Origin of the sequence: Massilia phyllostachyos, assembly GCF_021044825.1 — a bacterium.
Lineage (GTDB): Bacteria > Pseudomonadota > Gammaproteobacteria > Burkholderiales > Burkholderiaceae_D > Telluria > Telluria phyllostachyos.
Genome location: NZ_JAJNOC010000001.1, coordinates 360,694 through 386,431 on the forward strand (window position 1 = coordinate 360,694; position 25,738 = coordinate 386,431).

At 67.1% G+C, this 25,738-nt stretch carries 20 protein-coding genes; 9 read left to right on the top strand and 11 right to left on the bottom strand.

All coding sequences use genetic code 11. The annotated features are described in order from the left end of the window. Positions 1 to 4: 4 nt before the first annotated feature. Positions 5 to 1,210 carry a class I SAM-dependent methyltransferase gene (locus tag LQ564_RS01510; RefSeq protein WP_231056323.1) on the bottom strand — a complete coding sequence of 402 codons (1,206 nt, stop codon included), beginning with the start codon at positions 1,208 to 1,210 and terminating at the stop codon, positions 5 to 7. A gap of 155 nt (positions 1,211 to 1,365) precedes the next feature. After that, complete coding sequence (gene pdxH / locus LQ564_RS01515; RefSeq protein ID WP_231056324.1) at positions 1,366 to 2,562, bottom strand: pyridoxamine 5'-phosphate oxidase; 1,197 nt, start codon at positions 2,560 to 2,562, stop codon at positions 1,366 to 1,368. A gap of 89 nt (positions 2,563 to 2,651) precedes the next feature. On the opposite strand from pdxH, the gene tcdA reads away from it, so the two are divergent. Genes tcdA through cysK form a run of 3 tightly spaced genes read left to right on the top strand, consistent with a single transcriptional unit; the run spans position 2,652 to position 5,100 of the window. Beyond that, positions 2,652 to 3,530 carry a tRNA cyclic N6-threonylcarbamoyladenosine(37) synthase TcdA gene (tcdA, locus tag LQ564_RS01520; RefSeq protein ID WP_231056325.1) on the top strand — a complete coding sequence of 293 codons (879 nt, stop codon included), beginning with the start codon at positions 2,652 to 2,654 and terminating at the stop codon, positions 3,528 to 3,530. 35 nt (positions 3,531 to 3,565) lie between these two features. Then, positions 3,566 to 4,108 carry an FKBP-type peptidyl-prolyl cis-trans isomerase gene (locus LQ564_RS01525; protein WP_231056326.1) on the top strand — a complete coding sequence of 181 codons (543 nt, stop codon included), beginning with the start codon at positions 3,566 to 3,568 and terminating at the stop codon, positions 4,106 to 4,108. 59 nt (positions 4,109 to 4,167) lie between these two features. After that, positions 4,168 to 5,100: a cysteine synthase A gene (cysK, locus tag LQ564_RS01530; RefSeq protein WP_231056327.1), complete on the top strand. Its 933-nt coding sequence runs from the start codon at positions 4,168 to 4,170 to the stop codon at positions 5,098 to 5,100. 17 nt (positions 5,101 to 5,117) lie between these two features. Here the strand turns inward: cysK and LQ564_RS01535 are convergent, their stop codons facing one another. The 8 genes from LQ564_RS01535 to LQ564_RS01570 all read right to left on the bottom strand — a co-directional run bounded on the left by LQ564_RS01535 (position 5,118) and on the right by LQ564_RS01570 (position 13,696). Beyond that, the gene (locus tag LQ564_RS01535) at positions 5,118 to 5,525 is read right to left on the bottom strand and encodes a hypothetical protein (protein ID WP_231056328.1); all 408 of its coding nucleotides are present in this window, start codon (positions 5,523 to 5,525) and stop codon (positions 5,118 to 5,120) included. Next, the gene (locus LQ564_RS01540) at positions 5,485 to 6,468 is read right to left on the bottom strand and encodes a cation diffusion facilitator family transporter (RefSeq protein ID WP_231056329.1); all 984 of its coding nucleotides are present in this window, start codon (positions 6,466 to 6,468) and stop codon (positions 5,485 to 5,487) included. Before LQ564_RS01540 ends, LQ564_RS01535 begins: the two co-directional genes overlap by 41 nt. Then, positions 6,465 to 6,794, bottom strand: coding sequence for an ArsR/SmtB family transcription factor (locus LQ564_RS01545; RefSeq protein WP_231056330.1), 330 nt, complete (start codon positions 6,792 to 6,794; stop codon positions 6,465 to 6,467). The genes LQ564_RS01540 and LQ564_RS01545 overlap by 4 nt, the downstream gene beginning before the upstream one ends. A 205-nt stretch (positions 6,795 to 6,999) precedes the next feature. Further along, the gene (locus tag LQ564_RS01550) at positions 7,000 to 7,236 is read right to left on the bottom strand and encodes a hypothetical protein (protein WP_231056331.1); all 237 of its coding nucleotides are present in this window, start codon (positions 7,234 to 7,236) and stop codon (positions 7,000 to 7,002) included. 201 nt (positions 7,237 to 7,437) lie between these two features. After that, positions 7,438 to 9,390 carry a metallophosphoesterase family protein gene (locus LQ564_RS01555; RefSeq protein ID WP_231057343.1) on the bottom strand — a complete coding sequence of 651 codons (1,953 nt, stop codon included), beginning with the start codon at positions 9,388 to 9,390 and terminating at the stop codon, positions 7,438 to 7,440. A gap of 105 nt (positions 9,391 to 9,495) precedes the next feature. Continuing rightward, entirely contained in the window at positions 9,496 to 12,303 is a 2,808-nt protein-coding gene (locus LQ564_RS01560) for a M16 family metallopeptidase (protein WP_231056332.1), read from the bottom strand. Between the two features lie 30 nt (positions 12,304 to 12,333). Then, entirely contained in the window at positions 12,334 to 13,203 is an 870-nt protein-coding gene (locus LQ564_RS01565; protein ID WP_231056333.1) for a metallophosphoesterase family protein, read from the bottom strand. Positions 13,204 to 13,213: 10 nt separating this feature from the next. Continuing rightward, complete coding sequence (locus tag LQ564_RS01570) at positions 13,214 to 13,696, bottom strand: CinA family protein (RefSeq protein ID WP_231056334.1); 483 nt, start codon at positions 13,694 to 13,696, stop codon at positions 13,214 to 13,216. A 394-nt stretch (positions 13,697 to 14,090) separates the two neighbouring features. Here LQ564_RS01570 and LQ564_RS01575 point away from each other — a divergent pair, with 394 nt between their 5' ends. Next, complete coding sequence (locus LQ564_RS01575) at positions 14,091 to 16,127, top strand: sensor histidine kinase, YfiR-like protein-associated (RefSeq protein WP_231056335.1); 2,037 nt, start codon at positions 14,091 to 14,093, stop codon at positions 16,125 to 16,127. Beyond that, positions 16,124 to 18,799 (top strand): EAL domain-containing protein, encoded by a 2,676-nt coding sequence (locus LQ564_RS01580; protein ID WP_231056336.1) that lies wholly within the window; start codon positions 16,124 to 16,126, stop codon positions 18,797 to 18,799. Before LQ564_RS01575 ends, LQ564_RS01580 begins: the two co-directional genes overlap by 4 nt. Positions 18,800 to 18,879: 80 nt before the next feature. Here LQ564_RS01580 and thiL read toward each other — a convergent pair whose 3' ends face one another. Next, complete coding sequence (gene thiL, locus LQ564_RS01585) at positions 18,880 to 19,842, bottom strand: thiamine-phosphate kinase (RefSeq protein WP_231056337.1); 963 nt, start codon at positions 19,840 to 19,842, stop codon at positions 18,880 to 18,882. Between the two features lie 162 nt (positions 19,843 to 20,004). Here thiL and LQ564_RS01590 point away from each other — a divergent pair, with 162 nt between their 5' ends. The 4 genes from LQ564_RS01590 (at position 20,005) to LQ564_RS01605 (ending at position 25,734) form a co-directional block, all read left to right on the top strand. Continuing rightward, on the top strand, positions 20,005 to 22,317 hold the full coding sequence (locus LQ564_RS01590) for an NADP-dependent malic enzyme (protein WP_272492072.1): 2,313 nt from the start codon (positions 20,005 to 20,007) through the stop codon (positions 22,315 to 22,317). Between the two features lie 289 nt (positions 22,318 to 22,606). After that, positions 22,607 to 23,650, top strand: a complete 1,044-nt coding sequence (gmd, locus tag LQ564_RS01595; RefSeq protein ID WP_231056338.1) for a GDP-mannose 4,6-dehydratase — start codon at positions 22,607 to 22,609, stop codon at positions 23,648 to 23,650. Between the two features lie 3 nt (positions 23,651 to 23,653). Beyond that, positions 23,654 to 24,595 carry a GDP-mannose 4,6-dehydratase gene (locus LQ564_RS01600; RefSeq protein ID WP_231056339.1) on the top strand — a complete coding sequence of 314 codons (942 nt, stop codon included), beginning with the start codon at positions 23,654 to 23,656 and terminating at the stop codon, positions 24,593 to 24,595. A 35-nt stretch (positions 24,596 to 24,630) separates the two neighbouring features. Continuing rightward, positions 24,631 to 25,734, top strand: a complete 1,104-nt coding sequence (locus LQ564_RS01605; RefSeq protein ID WP_231056340.1) for a glycosyltransferase family 4 protein — start codon at positions 24,631 to 24,633, stop codon at positions 25,732 to 25,734. Positions 25,735 to 25,738: the final 4 nt, after the last annotated feature.

Sequence of the window (25,738 nt, forward strand, 5' to 3'; positions counted from 1 at the left end):
GACCCTACAGGTACATGTAACGTCTCGACCACGGGATCTGGGCCGGATCCTGCCCCGCCTTCCCGCACACGATCTGGTACAGGCTGATCCGGTCATGCGCGAAGGCATACGCGCAGCCGGCCAGGTAGACGTGCCAGATCCGGAAGCGCTTTTCGTCCGTCAGCGTCCGGATCTTTTCCGCATTCGCCTCGAAGCTGTCGGTCCACGCCGCGCAGGTGCGCGCGTAGTGGCGGCGCAGGTTTTCCACGTCGCGCACTTCCAGCCCGCCCTCCTGCATGGTGCGCACGACGGTCGCCAGGTGGGCCAGTTCGCCGTGCGGGAACACGTACTGGTCGATGAAATCCCCGCCGCCGTAGGCGGTGGCGCGGTTGTCGGCGTTGGTGGTGGTGATGCCGTGGTTCATCGCCACGCCGCCGTCCGCGAGCAGGCTGTTTATTTGTGAAAAATAGGCCGGCAGGTGCTGCACGCCGACGTGTTCGAACATGCCGACGCTGGTGATGCGCTCGAATTGCCCCTGCACGTCGCGGTAGTCCTGCAGCCGGATCTCGACCTGGCCCTGCAGCCCGGCACGCTCCACGCGCTCGCGCGCGAGCAGCGCCTGGTTTTCCGACAAGGTGATGCCGACGCAGCGCGCCCCGAACTGCTGGGCCGCGCGCAGCACCAGCGCGCCCCAGCCGCAGCCGATGTCGAGCAGGCGCTGGCCGGGGCGCAGGTTGATCTTGCGCAGGATGTGATCGATCTTCTTCTGCTGCGCCGTGGCCAGGTCCTCGTCGCCGTCCTCGAAATAGGCGCAGGAATACACCATGCCGGGGTCGAGCCAGGCGGCGTAGAAGGCGTTGGAGACGTCGTAGTGGTAGCGGATCGCTTCCGCGTCCAGGGCCCGGCTGTGCGGCACATGGCGGCGCAGGGCGTCGGCCAGCCGGCTGCGGCCCTTGCCGAGGTGCTCGGCCAGCGCATTGCCGACGCTGATGATGTCGGCGGCGCGGCCGCTGACGTCGATCGCGCCTTCGACATAGGCCTTGCCCAGGCTGTACAGCGACGGCGAGCGCAGGTAGCGCAGGGCGGAGCGGTGCGGCACGCGGATGGTGACGCGCGCGGGGTCGGTGGAGAAATCGAGCCGCTCGCCGTCCCATAACTCAACCCGCAGGGGCAGTTTGAGCTTGTCGCCCAGGCCTGTGCTCCAGGCCCCCAGCTTCATCTGTTCGAACACGGTCCACCTCCCGCATCGGGGCCGGAAGCGCGTGCTGGACGCGGGTCCGGCTACGAGTGTGTGAAAAATTCGTCGATGGCTGCGTTGCCTCGTCTCGCCGTACGATTGTACTGTCTTCGATTCGGCGCCTTGCCATCGCCGTTTTTTCACACCCTCTACGGTTGCAAACGCAGTCGCGTCCAGCTGCCGTCTTCCTGCCGCTCGTAGACGATGCGGTCGTGGAAGCGGGAGCGGCGCCCCTGCCAGAATTCCAGGCGTTCGGGCACGAGGCGGAACCCGCCCCAGTTTTCCGGACGCGCCGGATCGTCACCGGCCCCCTGCGCCACCTGCTCGTAATTCTGTTCGAGCGCGGCGCGGCTGCCGATGGGAGCGCTCTGCTGCGATGCGATGGCCGACAAGCGACTCTTCAGCGGACGGCTGCGGAAGTAACGGTCGCTTTCCTCGACGGACGTGCGCTCCACACGTCCTTCGATGCGAACCTGGCGTTCCAGTTCACTCCAGAAGAATAGCAGAGCCGCATGCGGGTTGTCCTGCAGCTCCTCGCCCTTGCGGCTGTCGTAGTTGGTGTACCAGGTGAAGCCGCGCTCGTCGAACTGCTTGACCAGCACGATGCGCGAACTCGGGCGGCCGTTCGCCGCCACCGTGGACACCGACATCGCGTTCGGCTCGTTCACCTCGGCCTTGATGGCCTGCTCGAACCATTGGGTGAACTGCAGCATCGGGTCATCCAGCACATCGGTCTCGTTCAGGCTGGCCTGGCCGTAATCCTTGCGCAGGTCGGCGACGGCCTGGCCGATCGCGGGGGCCACCGGCGCGATGGGCGCGATCCCGCGGCGACGCTGCATCGCCTGGCCCAGCTGGGTCATCTGCTCCGGCGAGAACAGGCGCAGCGCCATCGGCGCCATCGTGCTCTCCTCGCGCTCCATGTGCGCCGCGTAGCGCTGGCAGAAGCGCTGCACCGCGCTGGCCGACAGCGCCGTCGACGTTCCTTCGGCGATCAAGGTGAGCTGCTCGTGCAGGTCTTGCCACAGCGCGTCCATGTCCTTGTGGTCCTGCAGGATGACCGGCGCCAGCGCCTGCAGCGTGGCCGCATCCTCGCCCTGGGCGACGGCGCGCAGCATCGGGATCAGGTCCTGCTCCTCGTCGTCATGGTGCAGGTGGGCGGCTTTTTCGAAGTACTTCAAAACCGCTGCCGCGGCCTGGCGCGCCTGCTCGTCGGCGCCGAATTCGGGCAGGTGGGCGAGCAGCTTGTCGAGGGTGGACAATTGCTTGCGGATGCGGTTGTGGCAATGCTTGAGGACGGCGATCGGCTGGTCGAAATCGGGGGCGGTGTCGTGCAGGAGGGTGGTCATGGGGCGATTTGTCGACAGACGAAAAAAATTTGATTGACGAAGGATTATTTTAGTGCAGTTGCGCAAGAGTCGTCCGCTAAAATGGCGGGATGAACCTGAACGATACCCCCACTCTCGCACCAACCCTGGACGATGAAGTCGACTTCGCGCGCCGCTTCGGCGGGATCGCGCGCCTCTACGGCGAGCGTGCACTCGAACGCTTCCGTGCGGCGCACGTTTGCGTGATCGGTGTCGGCGGCGTCGGTTCCTGGATCGTCGAGGCGCTGGCGCGCAGCGCCGTCGGCCACCTGACCCTGATCGACCTCGACAACGTGGCCGAATCGAACATCAACCGCCAGCTGCAGGCGCTGACGTCAACCATCGGCATGCCGAAGATCGAGGCGCTGAAGGAACGCATCGCGCAGATCAACCCGTTCTGCAAAGTCACCCTGGTCGAGGATTTCATCGACCCGCAGAACCTTGAGAGCATGATCGCCGGTAAAGGTTTCGACTACGTGGTGGACGCCATCGACGGCGTCAAGTCGAAAGCCGCGCTGATCGCGTACTGCAGCGCGAATACATTGCCGCTGGTCGTGATCGGCGGCGCCGGCGGGCAGACCGACCCGACCAAGATCGAAGTGCGCGACCTGGCCCGCACCGAGCAGGAGCCGCTGCTGAAAAAGGTGCGCAAGATCCTGCGCGCACAATATGGCTTCGCCAAGGGCGAGAAGCACAAGTACCACATCGACGCCGTGTTCTCGATGGAGCCGCTGCGCTATCCGGACGCGGGCGACGCCTGCGCCATCGACGCCAATAGCATCACCGGCCTGAACTGCGCCGGCTTCGGTTCGAGCATGGTGGTCACCGCCACCTTCGGCATGGTCGCGGCCGGCCACCTGCTGCGCAAGCTGGCCGACGCGGCCAATGCCGAGCCGCTGGATGTTGCTCACGTGCAAACTGTGCAAGTCGAAGAGGCCTTGCTATCATAGGATCAGTTATCGATCACTTTGATGGAAGAACCCACATGATCCGTCGTACCGTATTTGCCGCACTGACGCTCGCCTTCGCCGCGAGCGCATCCGCCCAGGACACCACCCAGCAGCAGCAGGACCCTTCCAAGCCGACCACCCAGCCGGCGCCGGAGCAGCAGGCCGTGCCGCAGGCCACCCAGCCGCAGGCGGTGCAGCCGCAGGCCGAGGCGGCGGCGCCGGCCGCGCCGACGCCGCAGGTCGAGATCATCGACCGCGTGGTCGGCAAGGGCAAGGAAGCCACCCGCGGCAGCAGCGTGTACGTGCACTACACCGGCTGGCTGCACAAGCCGCTGGCGCCGAAGCAGCGCGGCAAGAAGTTCGATTCCTCGTTCGACCGCGGCGAGCCGCTCAACTTCCAGCTCGGCGCGGGCAGCGTCATCAAGGGCTGGGAACAGGGCGTGGCCGGCATGAAGGTGGGCGGCAAGCGCACCCTGATCATCCCGAGCGCGCTGGCCTACGGCAAGCGCGGCGCCGGCGGCATGATCGCGCCGGACGCCGACCTGATCTTCGACGTGGAACTGGTCGACGTGAAGTAAGTCAAATGGTCGGGCCGGGCCTTTGCCGTCCCGGTCCGGCACACTGCGGGGAGGTTGGCATGCGTATCGCAAACGACGTCACTGAACTCATCGGCAACACGCCGCTGGTACGGATCCGCAGGCTGGCGCAGGGCGCCGGCGCCGAGATCCTCGGCAAGCTCGAATACCACAACCCCGCCCACAGCGTGAAGGACCGCATCGGCCTGGCCATGATCGAGGCCGCCGAGCGCGCCGGGCGCATCCGGGCCGACACCGTCATCGTCGAACCCACCAGCGGCAACACCGGCATCGCCCTCGCGATGGTGTGCGCCGCGCGCGGCTACCGCTGCAAGCTGGTGATGCCCGAAACCATGAGCAACGAGCGCCGCATGCTGCTGCGCGCCTACGGCGCCGAGCTGGTGCTCACGCCGGGAGCGGAAGGCATGCTGGGCGCGATCCGCCGCGCCGAGGAACTGGTGGCGTCCGACCCGCGCTGCTTCATGCCGCAGCAATTCAACAATCCGGCCAACCCGGAAGTCCACCGCCACACCACCGCCGAGGAGATCTGGGCGGATACCGACGGCAAGGTCGACATCCTGGTCGCGGGTATCGGCACCGGCGGCACCATCACCGGCGTGGGCGAAGTCATCAAGGCGAGAAAGCCCGGCTTCCAGGCGATCGCCGTGGAGCCGGAAGCTTCGCCCATGCTGTCGAAGGGCACCAAAGGGCCGCACCCGATCCAGGGCATCGGCGCCGGCTTCGTGCCGGAGGTGCTCAATACCGGCATCTACGACGAAGTGATCGCGGTGAAGAACGAGGACGCTTTCGAGACCGCCCGCGCCGCGGCGCGCGAGGAAGGCTTGCTGGTCGGGATTTCGTCGGGCGCCGCCCTGTGGGCCGCGATCCAGGTGGCGCGCCGGCCGGAAAATGCGGGGAAGATGATCGTGACCATCATTCCCTCGTTCGGCGAACGCTATCTCAGCACGGCGCTGTACGCGAACCTGGCCGGCTGAAGCGGTTTATCTTTCCACTATCCAGGATAGCTGATCGTCGGGCCCCGACGAAGCATAGCGGTCCTTCCTGTCGATACGGCGCAGTTCCGCACGAGCCTTCCTGGCATCGGGCGGGATCGATCTTCGGCCTGGTTTGACTCGAAGCGGGCATTCCATTCGATAAATATGCGCCATTGTTCGACCGCGAGATCCAGTACCGATCGCGCGAGGGGGCATACCATGAAGGTGTCAATGAACTGGTCTTGTGCGTCGTCGATCAGGGACAGGAAGCGATGGGGTATGCCATCGATATCGGCAATGCCGGCCCTCGGACCGTCCCACCATCCGTTTTCCACGTAGACCTGCTCGGGCGCGCCGAAGGTTTGCATCTGCAGCTCGAGCCGCTCAGTGGGCGTGGTCATGATCGTGCCCATGGCCGTGATCATGCCCGTCCAGCGTGCAGTCATGGTGGGTCGTGCCTTCTTCCACCTGCAGGGTCGCGTGGTGGATCGCGAAATCGCTGCGCAGCCGCGCGGCGATCTCGTCCAGCACGTGGTCGCCCGGATAACCGCCCGGCATGACGACGTGGGCCGTCAGCGCGTTTTCGGTGGTGCTCAGCGCCCAGATATGCAGGTCGTGCACCTCCTTCACACCGGGCTGGCCGCGCAGGTAGTCGCGCACCTTGCCCGCATCGACGCCCGGCGGCACCGCCGCCATCGACAGCAGCACCGACTCGCGCAGCAGCGACCAGGTGCCGAGCACGATCACCACCACGATCGCCAGGCTCACCGCCGGGTCGATCCAGGTCCAGCCGGTGCCCATGATGACCAGGCCCGAGATCACCACGCCCAGTGACAGCGCCGCGTCGGCCGCCATGTGCAGGTAGGCGCCGCGCAGGTTCAGGTCGCCCTTGCTGCCTGCCATGAACAGCCAGGCCGAGAAACCGTTGATGACGACGCCGATGCCTGCGACGATCGACACCGTCAGGCCCTGCACCGGCGCCGGCTCGACGAAGCGCTGCACCGCCTCCAGCGCGATGGCGCCGCAGGCGACCATCAGGAGCAGGCCGTTGCCCAGCGCCGCCAGGATCGACGAGCCGCGCAAGCCGTAGGTATAGCGTCCGGTCGGCGCGCGTTTGGCCAGCGTGGCCGCACCCCAGGCCAGCACCAGGCCCAGCACGTCCGACAGGTTGTGGCCGGCGTCCGCCATCAGCGCGGTGGAGTGGGCGATGAAACCGTAGATGAATTCGATGGCGACGAACAGCGTGTTCAGGCCGATCGCCAGCGCGAACGCGCGGCCGTGGCCGGCCGGGTCGGGCATGTGGTGATGGTGGTGTCCGAAGCCGTGGGAGTGGCCGTGGTCGTGATCGTGGTCGTGATGCTGGCTCATGCGTCCATTCCATTGGCGGGTTCGGCGATGTGCTCGAACATATTGGCGAGCAGGCTGCTGATGTGGGCATCGGCAGCTGCGTAGAAAACCTGCTTGCCCTGGCGCTCGGCCTTGACGATGCGGGCGGCGCGCAGCAGGCGCAGGTGGTGGCTGACCAGCGAGCTGGACAGGTCGAGCGAAGCGGCGATGTCGCCTACCGCCGTCGGCTGCGACAGGCAGGCCAGCACGATGCGCAGGCGGGTGGCGTCGCCGAGCAGGTGGAAGAGGTCGGCGAGTTCTTCGACGGCGCCAGGGGCGTAATCCGGGTCGGGTTTCATATTCAACATGTGAAGATCTGTTCACATGTTATGTAAAAACGTCCCAATAGGCAAGCCAGTGAGGATCGCGATCGGGGGGAGCCATGCGCAACCGGTACTGGAAAGAGCCGATGAGGATGATGTATGGGCGCCGCATCTCACTGTCAGCAAACCGGGTCTGGTCCGAGGAGCCGCTGTTGCCCATGGCGGAAGGACGAGTTCCGCCTTGAGCCTGCTAAAGGTTTCTTGGAGCAATACGGCGTTCGGGAGGATCGCCCTCTTCAAAGCCGGCGACAAATAGCATGAGCAGGTCGCTCGGCACCTTCTCATGTCCTGCTTCGAGCAGATTGTTGGCAATCATCGTGAGTTTGACCGGGTTGGCCTCGCCCCCGGTATTGTCGACTGCGCGCCTTGTAACTTTGCCGAGCTCAAATGCTAATTCGGCAATTATCGATCTGCCTGTGTCGTTCATGTCATGTTCCTTCGTTGAGTATCTGGCTGGACTCCGCCGTCAAGATCAGCATAGCAGGTCACGGAGCCGAACAAGCGCAGTCCTTCAGGAGGACAGGAAACAACTCACAGCAGGCCTTGCCCCAGCCCTTCGAGCGTTTTCACCGCGGTCGCTTGAAGCCACTTCAGCACCAGCTGCGCCGTCGGCAGTGCGATTGCTTCGTCAATGCTTTGCCATGTTCCGCCCGGCAGCCGCGCCAAGCGTCGCTGCCGGCTCCGGCGCCAGGAAGCGGGTCGAGGGCCGGCCGTCGGCGTTGTGCTGCACGATGCGCAGCGGCCGTCCTTGCGGGTCGAGCCACACCTGGCCGATGCCGGCGCCGTTCCAGACACGTTCGCCATGCCGGCGCGTGTCGGGCAGGTGCGGCGTGAGGGCGAGATCGCGGCGCTGGGTGAACCAGTTCAGCGGCGAGCGCGGGGAATACAGCCAGCGGTTGAGGCGGTCGAACCATTCGAGCAGGCGGCGCGGGAACTCGTTCTTGATGCCGCTGCTGGTGATCTGCCAGACATGCGGCATGCGGTCCGCATCGCGCACCTCGACATCGTAGGCAAAGGAATAGTGCACGTCGCCCGACAGGACCACGTAGTTGCCGGGAGTGCGCGAATGGCGGACGATGTTCAGGATGCTGCTGGCCGCGCCGCGGTGCGCCATCCAGTTCTCGGCGTCGACGGTCAGGGCCAGGCCGGCGAAGGTCGCGACCCGTTGCACCACCTCGATCAGCTTGACCCCGAACATCGGCGTCGGCGAGACGATGACGGCGGCCGTCTCGTCCAGCAGCGCGTGCTGCAGCTCGGTCAAGGATTCCCAGTCCATCAGGCCGGAGGGATGGCCGGGCCGGCGCCGGTTGCGCCAGCGCCGGGTGCGGGTATCGAGCACGATGATCGTGGGCGTGGTCGGCAGCACGAAATCCCACTGGCGGAAGGACAGCAGGCGCTTGACCAGCGCGTCCTGCAGGGCCGCGTCCAGCCGGCCACCCGCGTCGCCCGCATCGCCTGTGGAGACCAGCGCCGCCGTATCGTCCAGTATCGTGTCGAACACGTCCGGGCGGTTGCCCCAGCCCTGGCACAGCATGTAGGCGATCAGCGCATTGCCCACGATGCGGCGCGCGAACGGATGTCCGTAGACCGTGGATTCCCACTTGGCCGACAGGTTCCAGTCGTCGGTGATGTCGTGGTCGTCGAAGATCATCAGGGTCTGCACGTGCGCGAGCAGGCGGGCGGCCCGCGGCAGGTCGTGGCAAAAGCCTGCCATGTCCCGCGACTCGCGCCGCCAGCGCTGCGCATGCCTCGGCATGAGCGGCGGCGCCGGCGCGTCCGCCACCAGCGCCCACGGCACGGGCGACCAGGCCAGCAGGTACATGGCCATCACCTCGGCCAGGGTCACCAGGTGGTTGTGCGCGTTCGCGGTGGTGAAGATCGGCTTTTCGCTGCCGCCGAAGAAGCGGTCGCGCAGCGCGTCGTTGGACCGGGCCGCGGGCAGCAGTTCTTCGCGCCGGTAGTAGCCGGCCGGGTGGCGGTACAGCGCCTCGCTGTCGGCGACCACGGCGCCGTCCAGGGATTCGCCGTACAGGCCCAGGCGTTCGATGAGCGCGTGGATCGCGGCCAGCATCGGCCCCGCCACGTCGTCGGCATACACCTGGTCGCCGCACAGCATGAGCATGGCGGGCCGCTCCTCGGCCTGTGCGATGTGTTCGGCCAACAGGGCGTCGGCGCGCGCCAGGCCGTCGCGCGCGGGATGGTGCGGCTTGCGGCAGGAGCCGAACAGGATGTTGTCGCTGCGGCTGCGCAGCACCAGGTTCGGCCGGGCCGCGCCGGCATGGAGCAGGTGCGGCGCCCAGTGCGCGATGCCGGCTTCCTTGCCGTCGTCCTGCGCAACGAGCAGGTCGTACTCGATGACGGTGTCCTGCGGCAGCGGCTCGGGCAGCACGGCGTCGATCAGGTGCAGGCAGGCGTGGCGGCCGACGCGCACCACGCGGCAGCTGCGCGCGTCGAGCGCCAGGCGCCGCGGCGCAGCACCCCCGGGCGCCAGCACCAGCGTCAGGTCGAGCGGCGCGCTGCCGACCAGCCATAGCACCAGGCGGCCCGGCTCGAGGCGGCGCAGGATGGGACCGGCCAGCACGGGTGGCAGGCCCGCGGGGACGGGAGTCTGGGTCAATCGGGCACGATACTGGTTGGATGAACGAACCAGTGTAGCAGACGCGCCGGAGCGCCCGCGGACGCCACGTCAGGGTGCGGGCCGGGGCAGCTGCCCGTCGCTGTCGCGCACTTCCGCTGTCCCCAGGCCGAGCGGCTGCAACTGCGGCAGGATGCGTTTCCGGTCACCGACCGCGATCACCTTCATCCTGGAGGGATCGAGATGGGTGCGCGCCGCATCCTGCACCTGGCTCGCGGTGACGGCGCGCAGCTGCGCCGGCAGCTTGCTGTAGTAATCCAGCGGCAGGCCATAGACGAACAGCTCCACCAGGCTGGAGCCGACATCGGCATTGGTCTCGAACTGGCCCGGCAGCGACAGCAGCATGGCGTCGCGCGCCGCCGCCAGTTCGGCAGCCGGCAAGGGCGCAGCGCGCATGCCCTCGACTTCCTTGAAGATCTCGCGCACCGAGGCGCCGGTATGCGCGCGTTCGACGGTGCTGTCGATGAGGAAGGGACCTTGTGTGCGGTCGAAGCGAAAGCCCGAATAGATGCCGTAGGTGTAGCCCTTGGTCTCGCGCAGGTTGTTGTTCAAACGGCTGGAGAACATGCCGCCCAGCGCGCCGTTCATCACCTGCAGCGCGGCGAAGTCCGGAGTCGAACGGGCCACGCCGGGACCGATCACGCGCAGCGCGGTCTGGCCGGCGCCGGGATGATCGACCACGACCAGGCGCGCCTTCGTACCTTGCGGCGCATCCGGTTCGCCGGCGGGCGCATCGGCGGCCTTCCAATCGCCGAAGTGCGCTTCCACCAGCGCCTTCAGGTCCGCCAGCTTGATGTCGCCCGACACCACCAGCGCCGCATTCGACGGCACGTAGTGGCGGCGCCAGAAGCCAACGAGGTCGTCGCGCGTGACGGTTCGGATCGCCGGCTCGGTGCCGAGCTGGCCGTAGCCTTTCGGGTGCTTGCTGCCGTAGAAGGCGCCGGCGGCCGCGATCGCGGCCACGGTTTCCGGATCGTCGCGCTGCTGGATCAGGTCATTCACGCGGCTGCTGCGCTGGCGCTCGACTTCGGCGGTCGGGAAGGCCGGGTGCAGTGCGACGTCGGCCAGGATGGCGAGCGCCGGGGCGAAGCTGGCGCGCAGGGACAGCAGCGAGACCGAGGAAGCGTCCACGCCGCTGCCGGTGTCCAGAAAAGCGCCGAGCTGCGCGATCTCGTCGGCGATCTGCGGCGCGCTGCGGGTGGCCGTGCCTTCTTCCAGCATCTGCGCCGTGAAGCCGGCCAGGCCGGGCAAGGTGTCCGGATTGGCGGCGCTGCCGCTGCGCAGCACCAGCTGGGCCGACACCAGGGGCAGGGCTGGATTGTGGTGGTGCAGGACCGTGAGGCCGTTGGCGAGCTTGAAGGTCTCGCCCTGCGGCAGCGTGAAGGCGGGCGCCGGGCCGGCTTGCGGCGCCTTTGCGCGCCAGGCTTCCGGCGTGTTGATGCCCTGGCTGGCGGATTTTCCCGCGCGCGGCGTGCGTGGGCGCGGCGGGTCGATCACCACTGGACTGCCGGGCAGGCCGGTAACGACGGCGCGGGCGTTCTTCGCGAGGTAGCTGCGCACCACGCGCTGCACGTCCTGCGGCGTCACGCGGCGCAGCGCCTCGATGTCCTTGGCGAGGTAGCCCGGGTCGCCCGTGTACTGGTTGTAGTGGTTCAGCTGGTCCGCGAGGCCGTCGCCGCCCAGCTTTTCCATGGAACTCAGGAGCGCGGTCTCGAGGCTGTTGCGGGCGCGTTCGACTTCGCGCTGCGACGGACCCTGCTCGCGCAGCAGCGCCAGCTCCGCGTCGACCGCCGCTTCGAGCGTGCGCGCGTCGACGCCGTTCTTCGCGATGACGTCGATGACGAAGGTCGAGGTGATGCCGTAGGAGTTCTGCGCCGCGTCGACTTCCTGCGCGATCTGGCGCTCGTAGACCAGGGATTTATACAGGCGGCTCGACTTGCCGCCGCCGAGGATCTCGGCCGCCACCGCCAGCTCGATGTCGCCCGGCTGGTAGGCTTGGGGCGTGAGCCAGCCCATGAACACGCGCGGCAGCTCGACCCGGTCGTGCACCACGACCCGGCGCTCGCTCGTGATCGGCGGCGTCTTCACGGCCGGCCGCGCCACCGGCTCGCTGCGGCGCAGGCCGCCGAAGTAGCGTTCCACCAGGGCGCGGGTTTTCGCCTTGTCGATGTCGCCGGCGATCACGATGCTGGCGTTGTTGGGGCCATAGTAGCGCGCGAAGAACTGGCGCACGTCGTCGAGCTTCGCGGCCTGGATGTCCGCGTGCGAACCGATGATCGGCGAATAATAGGGGTGGTCCTTGGGGAACATCGCGTGCGCCAGGGCTTCCTCGACCACGCCATAGGGCTCGCCCTCGACGGTCTGGCGGCGCTCGTTGCGCACCACGTCCTGCTGGTTGGTCAAGGCCTTCTGGTCGAGCACGTCGAGCAGGTAGCCCATGCGGTCGGCGTGCACCCACAGGGCCAGTTCCAGCTGGTTCGACGGCACCGTGTCGTAGTAGTTGGTGCGGTCGTAGTCGGTGCTGCCGTTGCTGTCGGTGGCGCCGGCGCCCTCCAGCAGCTGGTCGGCCAGGCCGCGCGGGATGTGGCGGGTGGCCGAGAACATCATGTGCTCGAACAGGTGGGCGAAGCCGCGCAGGCCGGGCGCCTCGTCGGCGGGGCCGACGTGGTACCAGATGTTGACCGCGACGATGGGCAGGCGCCGGTCTTCGACCAGGATCAGCTGCAGGCCGTTGGACAGGGTGGTTTTTTCATACGCCACGGTGGGCAGCGGCGTCTGGGCGTGCGGTTCGGAAGGAAGGGATGCGAGCATGAACAGGGACAGCAGGATGAATGGCTTGAGCAGCGAGAAGGGCTTCATGGCGTGCTCCAGGACGCTAGTATAACGGGATCAGTGGCACGCCCGGCGGCCGTGGTCCGGCGCCGACCCCGCCGGCACCCGGCCTGGCTCGGCCGGCAGGAAGCGCCAGGCGTAGGCATCCGCCAGCAGGCGCAGTTCGAGCACGCCGTCCAGGTTCGCTTCGCGCGCCTCGCTGTTGGGCTGGAAGAAAACGAAGGGCGTGGCATAGGCGCCGCCGGTGCCGACCACGAACTGGCGCACCCCGCGCGCCGCATCCAGCCGGCCGTCGGCGTCCTGCGGCGCGAAGCGCTCGTAATCGTGGTCGTGCCCCGACAGCACCAGCTCGGCGCCGGCCGCGTGCAGCAACTGGAAGGCATCGCGCATGCGCCCCGGCGGCGGATGGCCGCCCGAGCTGTACAGCGGGTGGTGCCAGAAGGCGAGGGTGCATTTCGCCGGGTCCTTCTTCAACTCGTCGCGCAGCCAGGCGATCTGCGCCGCATGCGCCGCGCCCTTCAGGTTGCTGTCGAGCGAGATGAGGTGCCAGCCGCCCAGCCGCAGGCTGTAGTAGCCGCGTCCCGCGCGCTCGCCGAAGTAGGCAAAGTAGGGCTTGGCGCCGGGCGTGGCGTATTCGTGGTTGCCGGGTGTGGGCCAGGTACGGTCGCGAAAGCGCCCCCAGGTCGGCGCGTAGCAGTTGGCGAACTCGCTCGCCGCGCCGACCGGGTAGGTGTGGTCGCCCAGGCTCAGCACCGCGGCGCGCGGGTCGGCGCGCAGCAGCGGCTCGACCAGGGCGGCGGTGGCGGCGGCGCCGGACCAGCGCGGGTCGGGATGCTTGCAGCGCGCGATGTCGCCGGCCGCGTAAACGGTGTAGACCTCGGCGGCGCCAAGCAGCGGCGCGGCCGCCAGCAGCAGCAGCGCGCCCATGAGGGCGCGGCTACTCAATGAAGCGCAGCAGGCCCTGCAAGGCGTGCGCCACGGCCTGCTCGCGCACCGCCTGGCGGTCGCCCTGGAACACCAGGCGCTCGGTAAAGGTCGTGTCGCCGCGCGCCCAGCCGAAGCAGACCGTGCCCACGGGCTTGCCCGGCACCGCGCCGGTGGGGCCGGCGATGCCCGTGGTGGAGACCGCGACGTCGGCCGTGCTGTTGCCCAGCGCCCCTTCGGCCATGCGGCCGGCGACTTCCTCGCTGACCGAGCCGAACTGCGCGATCAGCGCGGCCGGGACTTCCAGCAATTCGGTCTTGGACACGTTGGAATAGGTGACGAAACCGCAGTCGAACCAGGCGGTGGAGCCGGCGACGTCGGTGATGGCCTGCGAGATGCCGCCGCCGGTGCAGGATTCCGCGGTGGACAGCACCAGGCGCCTGGCCTCGAGCGCCCGGCCTACTTTGCTGGCAAGATCGAAAATATCGTTGGTCACGAGAGGCTCCTTGGGGTACTGTCCAGGCCGATGAAAGGATCGAGGATAATGCGCGAACCGGCGCCGCCGCTTGATGCAGGCCACATCGGAGGCGCGCAGTTCATTCTAGCGCGCTCCGCACCCATCCGGCACACGGCGCCCCGATTCAATTGCGCCGCGTATGTACGCACGACGGCAGGGGCGCATTGTGAAAGGTTCCGTGCGACATGACACTTTACGGTAGGCTATGCTGGCTCGCCCGCCGTCCAAGCGGCGGGCCTCCTTTTTCCCGTTTTTTGCAGGACCCAGGAATGCCGCTCGAACGATCTGCGCGTGACCGGATGGGGCCGGCGCAACCGTGCGGCACGGCGGCGCGCCCGGCTCCCGCCGACCCATCCGCCCGGCCGGAGGCCGCATGACGCCCCTGCGTTCGATCCGCAGCAAGCTGGTGTCGGCGGTGATGGCGACCACGCTCGCCGCGCTGCTGGTGTCGATCGCCATCATCATCGGCTACGACCTGCGCAGCTACCAGCGCGCCCTGCTCATCGACCTCTCGACCCAGGCCGAACTGGTCGGCCACATGTCCTCGGCCGCACTGACCTTCGACGACCCGCGCCTGGCCAACGAGAACCTGGCGCTGCTGCGCACCCGCCCGATGGTGCGCGCGGCCGCCATCTACGACGCCAACGGCGAGCTGTTCGCCTCCTACCAGGGCAAGGACGAGACGCGCGCCATGCCGGCCCAGCTGTCCGGGACGCCGCGCAGCGACCGCGACGACCTGGTGGTCCACCACCGCATCGTCGAAAACGGCGAGACCCTCGGCACGGTCTACCTGCGCGCCGAGAACCAGCTGGTCGCGCGCACCCTCGATTACCTCAGCATCGCGCTCGGGGTCACGCTGCTGGCGATGGGCGTGGCCTACCTCCTGATGCGCCGCATGGGCCGCGTCGTGACGGCGCCGATCGTCGCCCTCACCGAGATCGCGCGCGACGTGGTCGCCACCCGCGACTATTCGCGCCGCGCGCCGCGCATCAGCGACGACGAGGCGGGCGAGCTGGTCGACTCCTTCAACGCCATGCTGCGCGAGATCGAAGGCCGCACCCGCGAGCTGGAAACCTCCAGCATCCAGACCGCGCGCGAGGCGGCCGAGCGTTCGCGCGCCCAGCAGGAAGTGATGCGGCTGAACGAGCAGCTCGAGCAGCGCGTCGACGAACGCACCCTGCAGCTGGCCCTGGCGAACGCCGAACTGGCCAACGCCATCGAAGAGGCGAGGAGCGCCAACCAGGCCAAATCCGCCTTCCTGTCGTCGATGAGCCACGAGCTGCGCACGCCGCTCAACGCCATCCTCGGCTTCGCCCAGATCCTCACCAGCGATTCGCTGCCCTCGACCCTGGAGCAGAAGAAGGAGTTCGCGAACCACATCCTGAAGAGCGGCCGCCATTTGCTCACCCTGATCAACGAGATCCTCGACCTGGCCAAGGTGGAGTCGGGCACCGTGACCCTGTCGATGGAGCCGGTGGCGCTCGCCGACACCCTGCTGGAAACCCGCACCATGGTCGAGCCGATCGCGGCCGGCCGCGGGGTGCGGGTGCTGTATCCGGACGTGACGGGGGCGGTGGTGCTGGCCGACCGCACCCGCCTGAAGCAGGTGCTGCTGAACCTCCTGTCGAACGCGGTCAAGTACAACCGCGAGGCCGGCGCCGTGGTGCTCGGCTGCGAGCAGGTGGGCCCGAGCCGGATCCGCCTGTCGGTGCAGGACACCGGCGCCGGGCTCGATGCCGAGCAGGTCGCCAGCCTGTTCCAGCCCTTCAACCGGCTCGGCCAGGAAGGCGGGCAGCAGGAGGGCACCGGCATCGGCCTGGTGGTCACCAAGCGCCTGGTGGAGCTGATGGGCGGCCAGATCGGCGTCAGCAGCAGCCCCGGCGTGGGCAGCGTGTTCTGGATCGAACTGGCCACCACCGCGCCGCTGGCGCCGCACGTGCAGGAGGAGGAGGCGCAGGAGACAAGCGAAGCGGCGGCCCTGCCGGGTGACGGCGAGCCGCACCTGATCCTGTACGTCGAGGACAATCCGGCCAACCTGCGCCTGGTGGAAGAGATCATCCGCTTCCGCACCGACCTGCGCCTGCTGTCGGCGCTCGACGGCCACGTCGGCCTGTCGCTGGCGCGCGCGCACCTGCCCGAGATCATCCTGCTCGACCTGAACCTGCCCGGCATGAGCGGCCTCGAGGTGCTGCGCCAGCTGCGCGCCGACCCGGCGACCGCCGGCATCCCGGTGTTCGCGCTCTCCGCCAACGCCATGCCGCGCGACATCGAGCGCGGGCGGGCGGCGGGCTTCAACCGCTACCTGACCAAACCGATCGAGATCGACAAGTTCACCGAAGCGATCAACAGTACCCTGGCCCAGCTCCGCACCGCGCAAGGCGGCGGGGCGGCCGCAAGGAAGGCCGAATGATTTCCCTGAACGACATCCGCCGCGCGCGCATCCTCGTCGTGGACGACGAGCCCGTCAACGTCCAGCTGCTCGAATACCTGCTCAAGACCACGGGCTACGAGAACGTCACGGCGACCTACGACCCGCGCCAGGTCGTGTCCCTGCACCTGAAGCACCGCTTCGACCTGATCATCCTCGACCTGCACATGCCGGACATGGACGGCTTCGACGTGATGGAAGCCCTGAAACCGCTGGAAGCCGATTCCTGGCTGCCGGTGCTGGTGGTGACGGCCGAGCCGGACAAGAAGCTGGCCGCGCTCGAAGCCGGCGCGCGCGACTTCATCGGCAAGCCCTTCGACACGGTCGAGGTGATGACCCGCATCCGCAACCTGCTGGAAGTGCGCCTGCTGCACCGCGAGTCGCAGGACTACGGCGTGCAGCTCGAGCGCGAGGTGCGCGAACGCACCGCCGAGCTGGCGCGCTTTCGCGGCGCGATGGACGCCACGCCCGACGCCATCTTCCTGATCGACACCGCCAGCATGGCGATCGTCGACGTGTCCGACGGCGCCTGCCGCATGCTGGGTTTCTCGCGCGACGCCCTGATGCGGATCGACCCGGTGGCGCTGGGCCTGGCCACGCGCGAGCTGCTCGAACGCCACCTGGCGGAGGCCGCGCGCGCGGGGCTGGACGGCGGCGGCGAGGAGCAGGCGCGTTTCGATGCGCTGCCCGGCGACATCGTCGAAACCGAGCTGCTGCGCGCCGGCGGGCAGGGCGCGGTGCAGGTCGAGATCAGCTGGAAGCTGCAGGACCTGGGAAAAAGCCGCATGCTGATCGCGGTGGTGCGCGACATCAGCGAGCGCCTGCACGCGCAGGAAAAGCTGCTGCACATGGCCAGCTACGACGCGCTCACCGGCCTGTCGAACCGCACCCTGTTCTTCCGCAACCTGCGCGACGCGATCGAACTGGCGCGCGACAAGAACTGGCGGGTGGCGGTGCTGTGCATCACCCTGGACCGCTTCAAGATCATCAACGATTCGCTCGGCACCCAGCTCGGCGACGAGCTGCTGCGCCAGTTCAGCGGCCGCCTGGTGCGGGTGGCGCGGGTGCGCGATTCGGTCGGGCGCCTGGGCGGCGACGAGTTCGCGCTGACGCTCTCGATGCAGCGCGACCAGCAGGAAGCGGTGAACGTGGCCAACGAAGTGCGCGAGATGCTGCGCACGCCCTTCGATCTGCACGGCCAGCAGGCCGCGCTGACGGCCAGCATCGGCATCGCCATGTACCCGGACGACGCGACCGAACCTGGCACCCTGGTGAAGTACGCCGACACCGCGATGGTGCGCGCCAAGGAGGCCGGGCGCGACGGCTACCGCTTCTTCACCGCCGGCATGAATGTGCAGGTGCTGGCGCGCCTCGACCTCGAACTGGCGCTGCGCGGGGCGCTCGAGGGCGGGCAGTTCGTGCTCTACTACCAGCCCAAGCTGGAGCTGAACACCGGCCGCATCTCGGGCGTGGAAGCGCTGCTGCGCTGGAACCGGCCCGGCTACGGCCTGGTGTACCCGGCCGAATTCGTGCCGATCATGGAAGAGACCGGGCTGGTGGTGCGGGTCGGCGACTGGATCGTCGACGAAGCCTGCCGCCAGATCGCGGCCTGGAACGCGGAAGGCATCCGCGACGTACGGGTGGCGGTGAACGTGTCGAGCCGCCAGTTCGTCGAAGGCGACCTGGAAGGCGTGATCCGCGCCTCGCTGGAGAAGCACGGCGTCGAGCCGGGCATGCTGGAACTCGAGCTGACCGAAAGCGCGCTGATGTCGAACGCCGAGCACACCATCGGCGTGCTGGGGCGCCTGAAGGAACTCGGCATCCGCATCGCGATCGACGATTTCGGCACCGGCTATTCGTCGCTGGCTTACCTGAAGCGCTTCCCGATCGACAAGCTGAAGATCGACATCGCGTTCGTGCGCGACATCGTCACCAACCCGGACGACGCGGCGATCGCGCTGGCCATCATCAGCATGGCGCACAGCCTGCACATGCAGGTGATCGCCGAGGGCGTCGAAACGCGCGCCCAGATGGCCTATTTGCGCCGCCACCGTTGCGACGAGATCCAGGGCTTCCACTTCTCGCGCGCGCTGCCCGCCGACGAACTGGCCCGGCTGGTGCAGGTCAACCACGCCCAGCCGGACACCCCGCCGGACCCGGACGACAAGGTGCAGACCTTGCTGATCGTCGACGACGACGTCAACGTGCTCACCGCGCTGCACCGCTTGTTCAGGCGCGACAACTACCGGGTGCTGACGGCGTCGTCGCCGGCCGAGGGGTTCGAGTTGCTGGCGCTGTACCGGGTGCAGGTGATCCTGTGCGACCAGCGCATGCCGGTGATGAGCGGGACCGAATTCCTCAGCAAGGTCAAGGAGATGTATCCGGAGACGATCCGGATCATCCTGTCGGGATATACCGGGGTGGAGACGGTGCTCGATTCGATCAACCGCGGTGCGATCTACCGCTTCTATACGAAGCCGTGGCATGACCTGCAGCTGCGGGAGAATATTCGGCTGGCGTTCCGGCATTACTGGCTGACGTATGGGCCGTATGATGATCGGAAGGTGCCGAGGGAAGAGAAGGAGGGTGGTGGTTCGCCGGCTGAACTTGGATCCCGGCCTGCGCCGGGAGTCTTAGGCGCCAGTGGCGCGTAAGACGGTCTTGAGGCCAACTCAGTAAGCACGTCGTTCCGGCGAAGGCCAAAGTGATGCCACTGGCATCACTTCGGCCAAGTTCAACCGAAGTGATCCCACCCGCTCAGCTTGAGGTCGACCGACGCACCGTGCGCATCGACGAACCGTAATCCCGCTTCAGCCTCGATCCGCCCCACCCGCGTCACCGCCGTCCCACTCGCCCGGCCGGCCTCGAGCACCGCTTCACGATTAGCAACCGGCGCCGTAAAGCACAACTCATAATCATCCCCACCCGCCGCGGTGAACCTGCGCCTCAGCGCCCGATCCTGCCGCGCCAATACCGGCCCCGCCGGCAGCGCATCCACGTCCAGCGTGGCGCCGACGCGCGACGCCGCCAGGATGTGCCCGATATCCCCCACCAGCCCATCCGAGATATCCAGCGCCGCACGCGCAACCGGCCGCGCCGCCAGCGCCAGCCCGAGCGCCACGCGCGGCGCCGGCATGTGCATCCGCTGCGCCGCCTGCGCGTGATCGTCCGCGGATAGCGTCAACTCGTCCCAAGCCACCGCCAGGGCCAGGCGCGCATCCCCCAGCGTCCCCGATACCCAGACATCGTCCCCGACCCTTGCCGCGTCGCGCCGCAGCGCGTGCCCCGGCATCAGCTCGCCGAACACGGTGATGCAGATATTGAGCGGCCCCTTGGTCGTGTCGCCCCCGATCAGTTCGCAATCGTGCGCATCGGCCAGCGCGAACAGCCCGCGCGAAAACCCGTCCAGCCACACCGGGTCGGCCGCCGGCAATGCGAGGGCCAGCGTGAACCCGAGCGGCCGCGCCCCCATCGCCGCCAGGTCCGACAGGTTCACCGCCAGGCTTTTATGGCCCAGCATGAAGGGATCGGCCCCGGCAAAGAAATGCCGGTCCTCGACCAGCATGTCGGAGGAAATTGCCAGCTGGAAGCCAGGCGTGGGCGTGAGCAGCGCGCAATCGTCGCCGATGCCGAGATCGGCGCGCCCTGGCCGGTCGCGCTTGAAGAACTGCTTGATGAGGTCGAATTCGGAAAGCATGGCACCGATTGTACCGATTTATAAGACGGACTAATGGATGAGCTTGACTTATTGGCAAGTCTTATGCATCAAAGTGCTTCTTGTTGAAAATACGTAGCCTTTGTCAAAGCCCGGTCTGATAAAATTGGAGGTTCCCCTCTAGTTTCAGGAAGGCTGCCCGGCATGGACTCGTCATCGGACAAAAAAGAAGAATTGCGTCAACAACTGCGTGCAGCAGCACTCGAATATCACCAGATTCCCCGTCCCGGCAAGATCAGCGTGACGCCCACCAAGGGCCTGCTGAACCAGCGCGACCTGGCGCTGGCCTATTCGCCGGGCGTCGCCGCCCCTTGCGAGGAAATCGTCAAGGACCCGGCCAACTCGTACAAATACACGGCGCGCGGCAACCTGGTCGCCGTGATCTCGAACGGCACCGCCGTCCTCGGCCTCGGCAACATCGGCCCGCTGGCCTCGAAGCCGGTCATGGAAGGCAAGGGCGTGCTGTTCAAGAAATTCGCCGCGATCGACGTGTTCGACATCGAGGTCAACGAAAGCGATCCCGATAAACTGGTCGACATCATTGCCTCGCTCGAGCCTACTTTTGGGGGCATCAACCTGGAAGACATCAAGGCGCCCGAGTGCTTCTACATCGAGCGTAAGCTGCGCGAGCGGATGAAGATTCCGGTCTTCCACGACGACCAGCACGGCACCGCCATCATCGTCGGCGCGGCCATCCTGAACGGCCTGAAAGTGGTCGGCAAGGACATCAAGCACTGCAAGCTGGTGGTCTCCGGCGCCGGCGCGGCCGCGCTGGCCTGCCTCGACCTGATCGTCGACCTCGGTTTCCCGATCGAGAACATTTTCGTGACCGACCTGGCCGGCGTGGTCTACAAAGGCCGCACCGAGCTGATGGACCCGGACAAGGAACGCTTCGCGCAAGAGACCGAGCACCGCTCGTTGCGCGACGTGATTCCGGGCGCCGACATCTTCCTCGGCCTGTCGGCCGGCGGCGTCCTGAAACAGGACATGGTCGCCACCATGGCGCCGAACCCGCTGATCCTGGCGCTGGCCAACCCGAATCCGGAAATCCTGCCGGAAGACGTGAAGGCCATCCGCAGCGACGCCATCATCGCGACCGGCCGTTCGGACTATCCGAACCAGGTCAACAACGTCCTGTGCTTCCCCTACATGTTCCGCGGCGCCCTGGACTGCGGCGCGACCACCATCACGCGCGAAATGGAAATCGCGGTGGTGCACGCGATCGCCGACCTGGCCCACGCCGAGCAGTCGGACATCGTGGCCTCGGCCTACGGCATCGCCAACCTGTCCTTCGGCCCGGAATACCTGATCCCGATGCCGTTCGACCCGCGCCTGCTGACGCACATCGCCCCGGCGGTGGCCAAGGCGGCCCAGGACGGCGGCGTCGCCACCCGTCCGATCGAAGACCTCGCGGCCTATGCCGAGAGCCTGCAGCAGTTCGTCTACCGCAGCGGCACCTTCATGAAGCCGCTGTTCTCGGTCGCGAAGAAGGCGCCGCTGGAAGCCAAGCGCATCGTCTACGCCGAGGGCGAGGACGAGCGCGTGCTGCGCGCGGTGCAGGTGGTGGTCGACGAGAAGCTGGCGCGCCCGATCCTGGTCGGCCGTCCGGCGGTGCTGGAAAAGCGCATCGAGAAGTTCGGCCTGCGCCTCAAACTGGGCCAGCACGTGGACGTGATCAACCCCGACTTCGACGAGCGCTATCGCGACTACTGGCAGGCCTACTACGAGCTGGGCATGCGCAAGGGCGTGACCATCGACATGGCCAAGCTCGAGATGCGCCGCCGCCATACCCTGATCGGCGCGATGATGGTCAAGAAGGGAGATGCCGACGGCCTGATCTGCGGCACCTACGGCACCACCCAGATGCACCTGCACTACATCGACCAGGTGCTGGGCAAGCGCGAAGGCAGCAAGGTCTACGCGGCGATGAACTTCCTGATCACCCAGGACCGCCAGCTGGCCATCGTCGACACCCACGTCAACGAGAACCCGAGTGCCTGCGAACTGGCCGAGATCACCGTGATGGCGGCGGAGGAGATGGAACGCTTCGGCATCCAGCCGCGCGCGGCCCTGCTGTCGCACTCGAACTTCGGCACCTCGAACAGCGAGTCGGCGCAGAAGATGCGCGCCGTGCTGCCGCTGGTGCAGGCCAGGAAGCCGGACCTCGAAATCGACGGCGAGATGCATGGCGACACCGCGATCGAAGCCAAGGTGCGCATGAAGATCATGCCGAACTCGAAGCTCACCGGTGACGCCAACCTGCTGGTGATGCCGAACATCGACGCCGCCAACATCTCCTACAACCTGGTCAAGAGCGCTGCCGGCAACGGCATCGCGATCGGCCCGGTCCTGCTCGGATGCGCCCGCCCGGTGCACATCCTGACCCCGTCGTCGACGGTGCGCCGCATCGTCAACATGACCGCGCTGTGCGTGGTGGACGCGGTCTCGCAACGCTGATCGTTTTGTAACGGGTGGTCGTTATCGGCCACCCGATTTTGCGTTGCCTCAAACGAACATGTCATCTGTTCGTCATCATTCGTCGCTGTTTGTCTTCACGCAAATACAACGGTAACAAACCGTAAGCAGGCGACGTACCCCAGCCGTTTGGGGGCATAATGTCGGTATAAGTGTTGCATTAATTGCAGCTATTCCTATCGTGCAAGGGGACGACCGTTTCCTCTCTGTTACAATCCGGGCTTTGCTGTGTCTGGCGGCCTGCGAGACCATCTTCTAGAAATCCAAGAATATGCAAACTTCCAAAAGAGCCTTGATCACTGGCATTACCGGCCAGGATGGCGCCTATCTCGCGCAGATCCTCCTGGAAAAGGGCTACCACGTGACGGGCACTTTCCGCCGCTCCAGCTCGGTGAACTTCTGGCGCATCGAAGAGCTCGGCATCCAGGCGCACCCGAACCTGAACCTGGTCGAATACGACCTGACCGACCTGTCCTCCAGCATCCGCCTGATCGACACCAGCAAGCCGGACGAGGTCTACAACCTGGCGGCGCAGAGCTTCGTCGGCGTCTCCTTCGAGCAGCCGGTTACCACCGCCTCGATCACCGGCCTGGGCGCCGTCAACCTGCTGGAAGCGATCCGCATCGTCAATCCGAAGATCCGCTTCTACCAAGCGTCCACTTCCGAGATGTTCGGCAAGGTGCAGGCCATCCCGCAAGTCGAAGAGACCCCGTTCTACCCGCGCAGCCCCTACGGCGTGGCCAAGCTGTACGCGCACTGGATGACGGTCAATTACCGCGAGTCTTACGGCATCTTCGGTTCCTCGGGCATCCTGTTCAACCACGAGTCGCCGCTGCGCGGCCGTGAATTCGTCACCCGCAAGATCACCGACTCGGTCGCCAAGATCGTCCTGAACAAGCTCGACGTGCTGGAACTGGGCAACCTGGACGCCAAGCGCGACTGGGGCTTCGCCAAGGAATATGTCGAAGGCATGTGGCGCATCCTGCAGGCCGACGAGCCGGACACCTTCGTGCTGGCCACCAACCGTACCGAGACCGTGCGCGACTTCGTCAGCATGGCCTTCAAAGGCGCCGGCATCACCGTCGAATTCACCGGCGAAGGCGAGAACGAAGTCGGCCACTGCGCCCGCACCGGCAAGGCGCTGGTGCGCGTGTCGCCGAAGTTCTACCGCCCGGCCGAAGTCGACCTGCTCATCGGCGACCCGGCCAAGGCCAAGCGCGTGCTCGGCTGGGAGCCGAAGACCTCGCTGGAAGAGCTGTGCCAGATGATGGTCGACGCCGACCTGCGCCGCAACGAAATCGGCTTCTCGTTCTAAATCATGGAACGCGTGGCGACGGACGACATTCCTGCCTTCATCGGCGGCAGGGAAGGCGAGGGGCGCCGCGCGCTCATCACGGGACTGCGCGGCTTTACCGGCCGCTACCTGGCGCAGGAACTCAGCAACGCCGGCTACCGTGTGATCGGCACGGTGATGCCGGGCGAGGAAACCGGCCCGGACATCTACCCGGTCGACCTGATGGACCGCGAGGCGGTGCAGCGCGTGGTCGACGAGGTCCAGCCGGACGTGGTCGCCCACCTTGCCGGCATCGCCTTCGTTGCCCACAGCAACGCCGAACTGATCTACCGCGTCAACGTGGTCGGCACGCGCAACCTGCTGGAAGCGTTGGCGGGTGGCGGGCATCGTCCCACCAGCGTGCTGCTGGCCTCGTCGGCCAACATCTACGGCAACGCCAGCGTGCCCGTCATCGACGAGAACGTGGCGCCGTCCCCGGCCAACGACTACGCCGTCTCCAAGCTGGCGATGGAATACATGGCGCGCCTGTGGATGGACAAGCTGCCGATCGTCATTGCGCGCCCGTTCAACTACACCGGCATCGGCCAGGCCGAGAACTTCCTGCTGCCGAAGATCGTCTCCCACTTCCGCCGCAACGAACAGCGCATCGAGCTGGGTAACCTGGCGATCGCGCGCGATTTTTCCGACGTGCGCATGGTGGCGCGCGCCTACCGGCGCCTGCTGGCCGTGGCGCCCGGCGGCGAAGCCTTCAACGTCTGCTCGGGGGCCTCGCATTCGCTGGCCAACCTGATCGACATGATGAGCGAGATCGCCGGCTACCACATCGACGTGCAGGTGAACCCCGCTTTTGTCCGCGCCAACGACGTGCTCACCCTGGCGGGCAGCAACAGCAAGCTGACCGCGGTGATCGGCCAGCTCGACCCGACGCCGCTGTCCGAGACGCTGCGCTGGATGTACCTGGCGTGAGCAATGGCGGTCTCACCGTCGGACTCGGAACGACCATGATCGAACCGGGCCTGACCAAGGGCCGCCTCGACGGCATCGGCGTCTACACGCAAGCCCTGCTGCGCCACCTGCCGCGCGCCGGCTGCCAGGTCGCTCCGTATTCCTGGCCGCGCCCGCGCTCCGCACGCGGGGCGGATATCACTGTTGGCCAGGCGCTGCCGCAATCCTTCGAAGCCGCTTCCATCGTGGATCTGGTGACGCCCGCCGCGCACCGCGTGCACATGCCTGCGGATATTTTCCACGCCACCGATTACCGCATCGTGCGCATGGACTGCCCGGTGGTGGCGACCCTGCACGACGCGCTCCCCATCAAATATCCCGAGTGGTGCAGCCCGCGCCTGCGCCGCACCAAGAACTGGCTGCAGCGCAAGGCGATCGCGAAAGCCGACCACGTGATCGCGGTCTCGCACTTCGCCACCACCGAACTGGTGGAATATTTCGGCGTCGATCCGCGCCGCATCTCGGTGGTGCTGAACGGCGTCGATCCGGAATGGCTGCAAGAGGCCGATCCGCAGGCGGTGGCGGCGGCGCTAGCGCGCTACCAGCTACGCCCCGGCTATTTCCTCACTGTCGGCACGCTGCAGCCGCGCAAGAACGTCGAGCGCCTGCTGGATGCCTGGCTGCTGCTGCCCAAGCTGCTCCGCGAAGAACGCGGCCTGGTCGTGGTCGGCGCGCCCGGCTGGCGCTGCGAGACCCTGCTGGCGCGCCTGGCGGCCGCCCGTGAAGCCGGCGAGAACGTCGTGTGGCTGGACAAGGTTCTGGAAGCACAAGACCTGCGCCTGCTGTACGCCGGCGCCGGCGTCTTCGTCTTTCCTTCGCTGTACGAAGGCTTCGGCATCCCGGTGCTGGAAGCCTTCGCCGCCCGCATTCCCGTGGTGGCCTCGAACGCCAGCTCGCTGCCCGAGGTGACGGCCGGCGCCGCCCTCGAGGTCGATCCGCTCGACACCGCGGCGATGGCCGACGCCATGCGCATCCTGGCCGAGAACGCCCCCGAGCGCGCGCGCTGCGTCGCCGCCGGCCGGGCGCGCGCCGAACAACTGACCTGGCAGGACACCGCACGGCAAACCGCCGACGTGTACCGCGCCGTCCTTTCGCAGTAAGCTC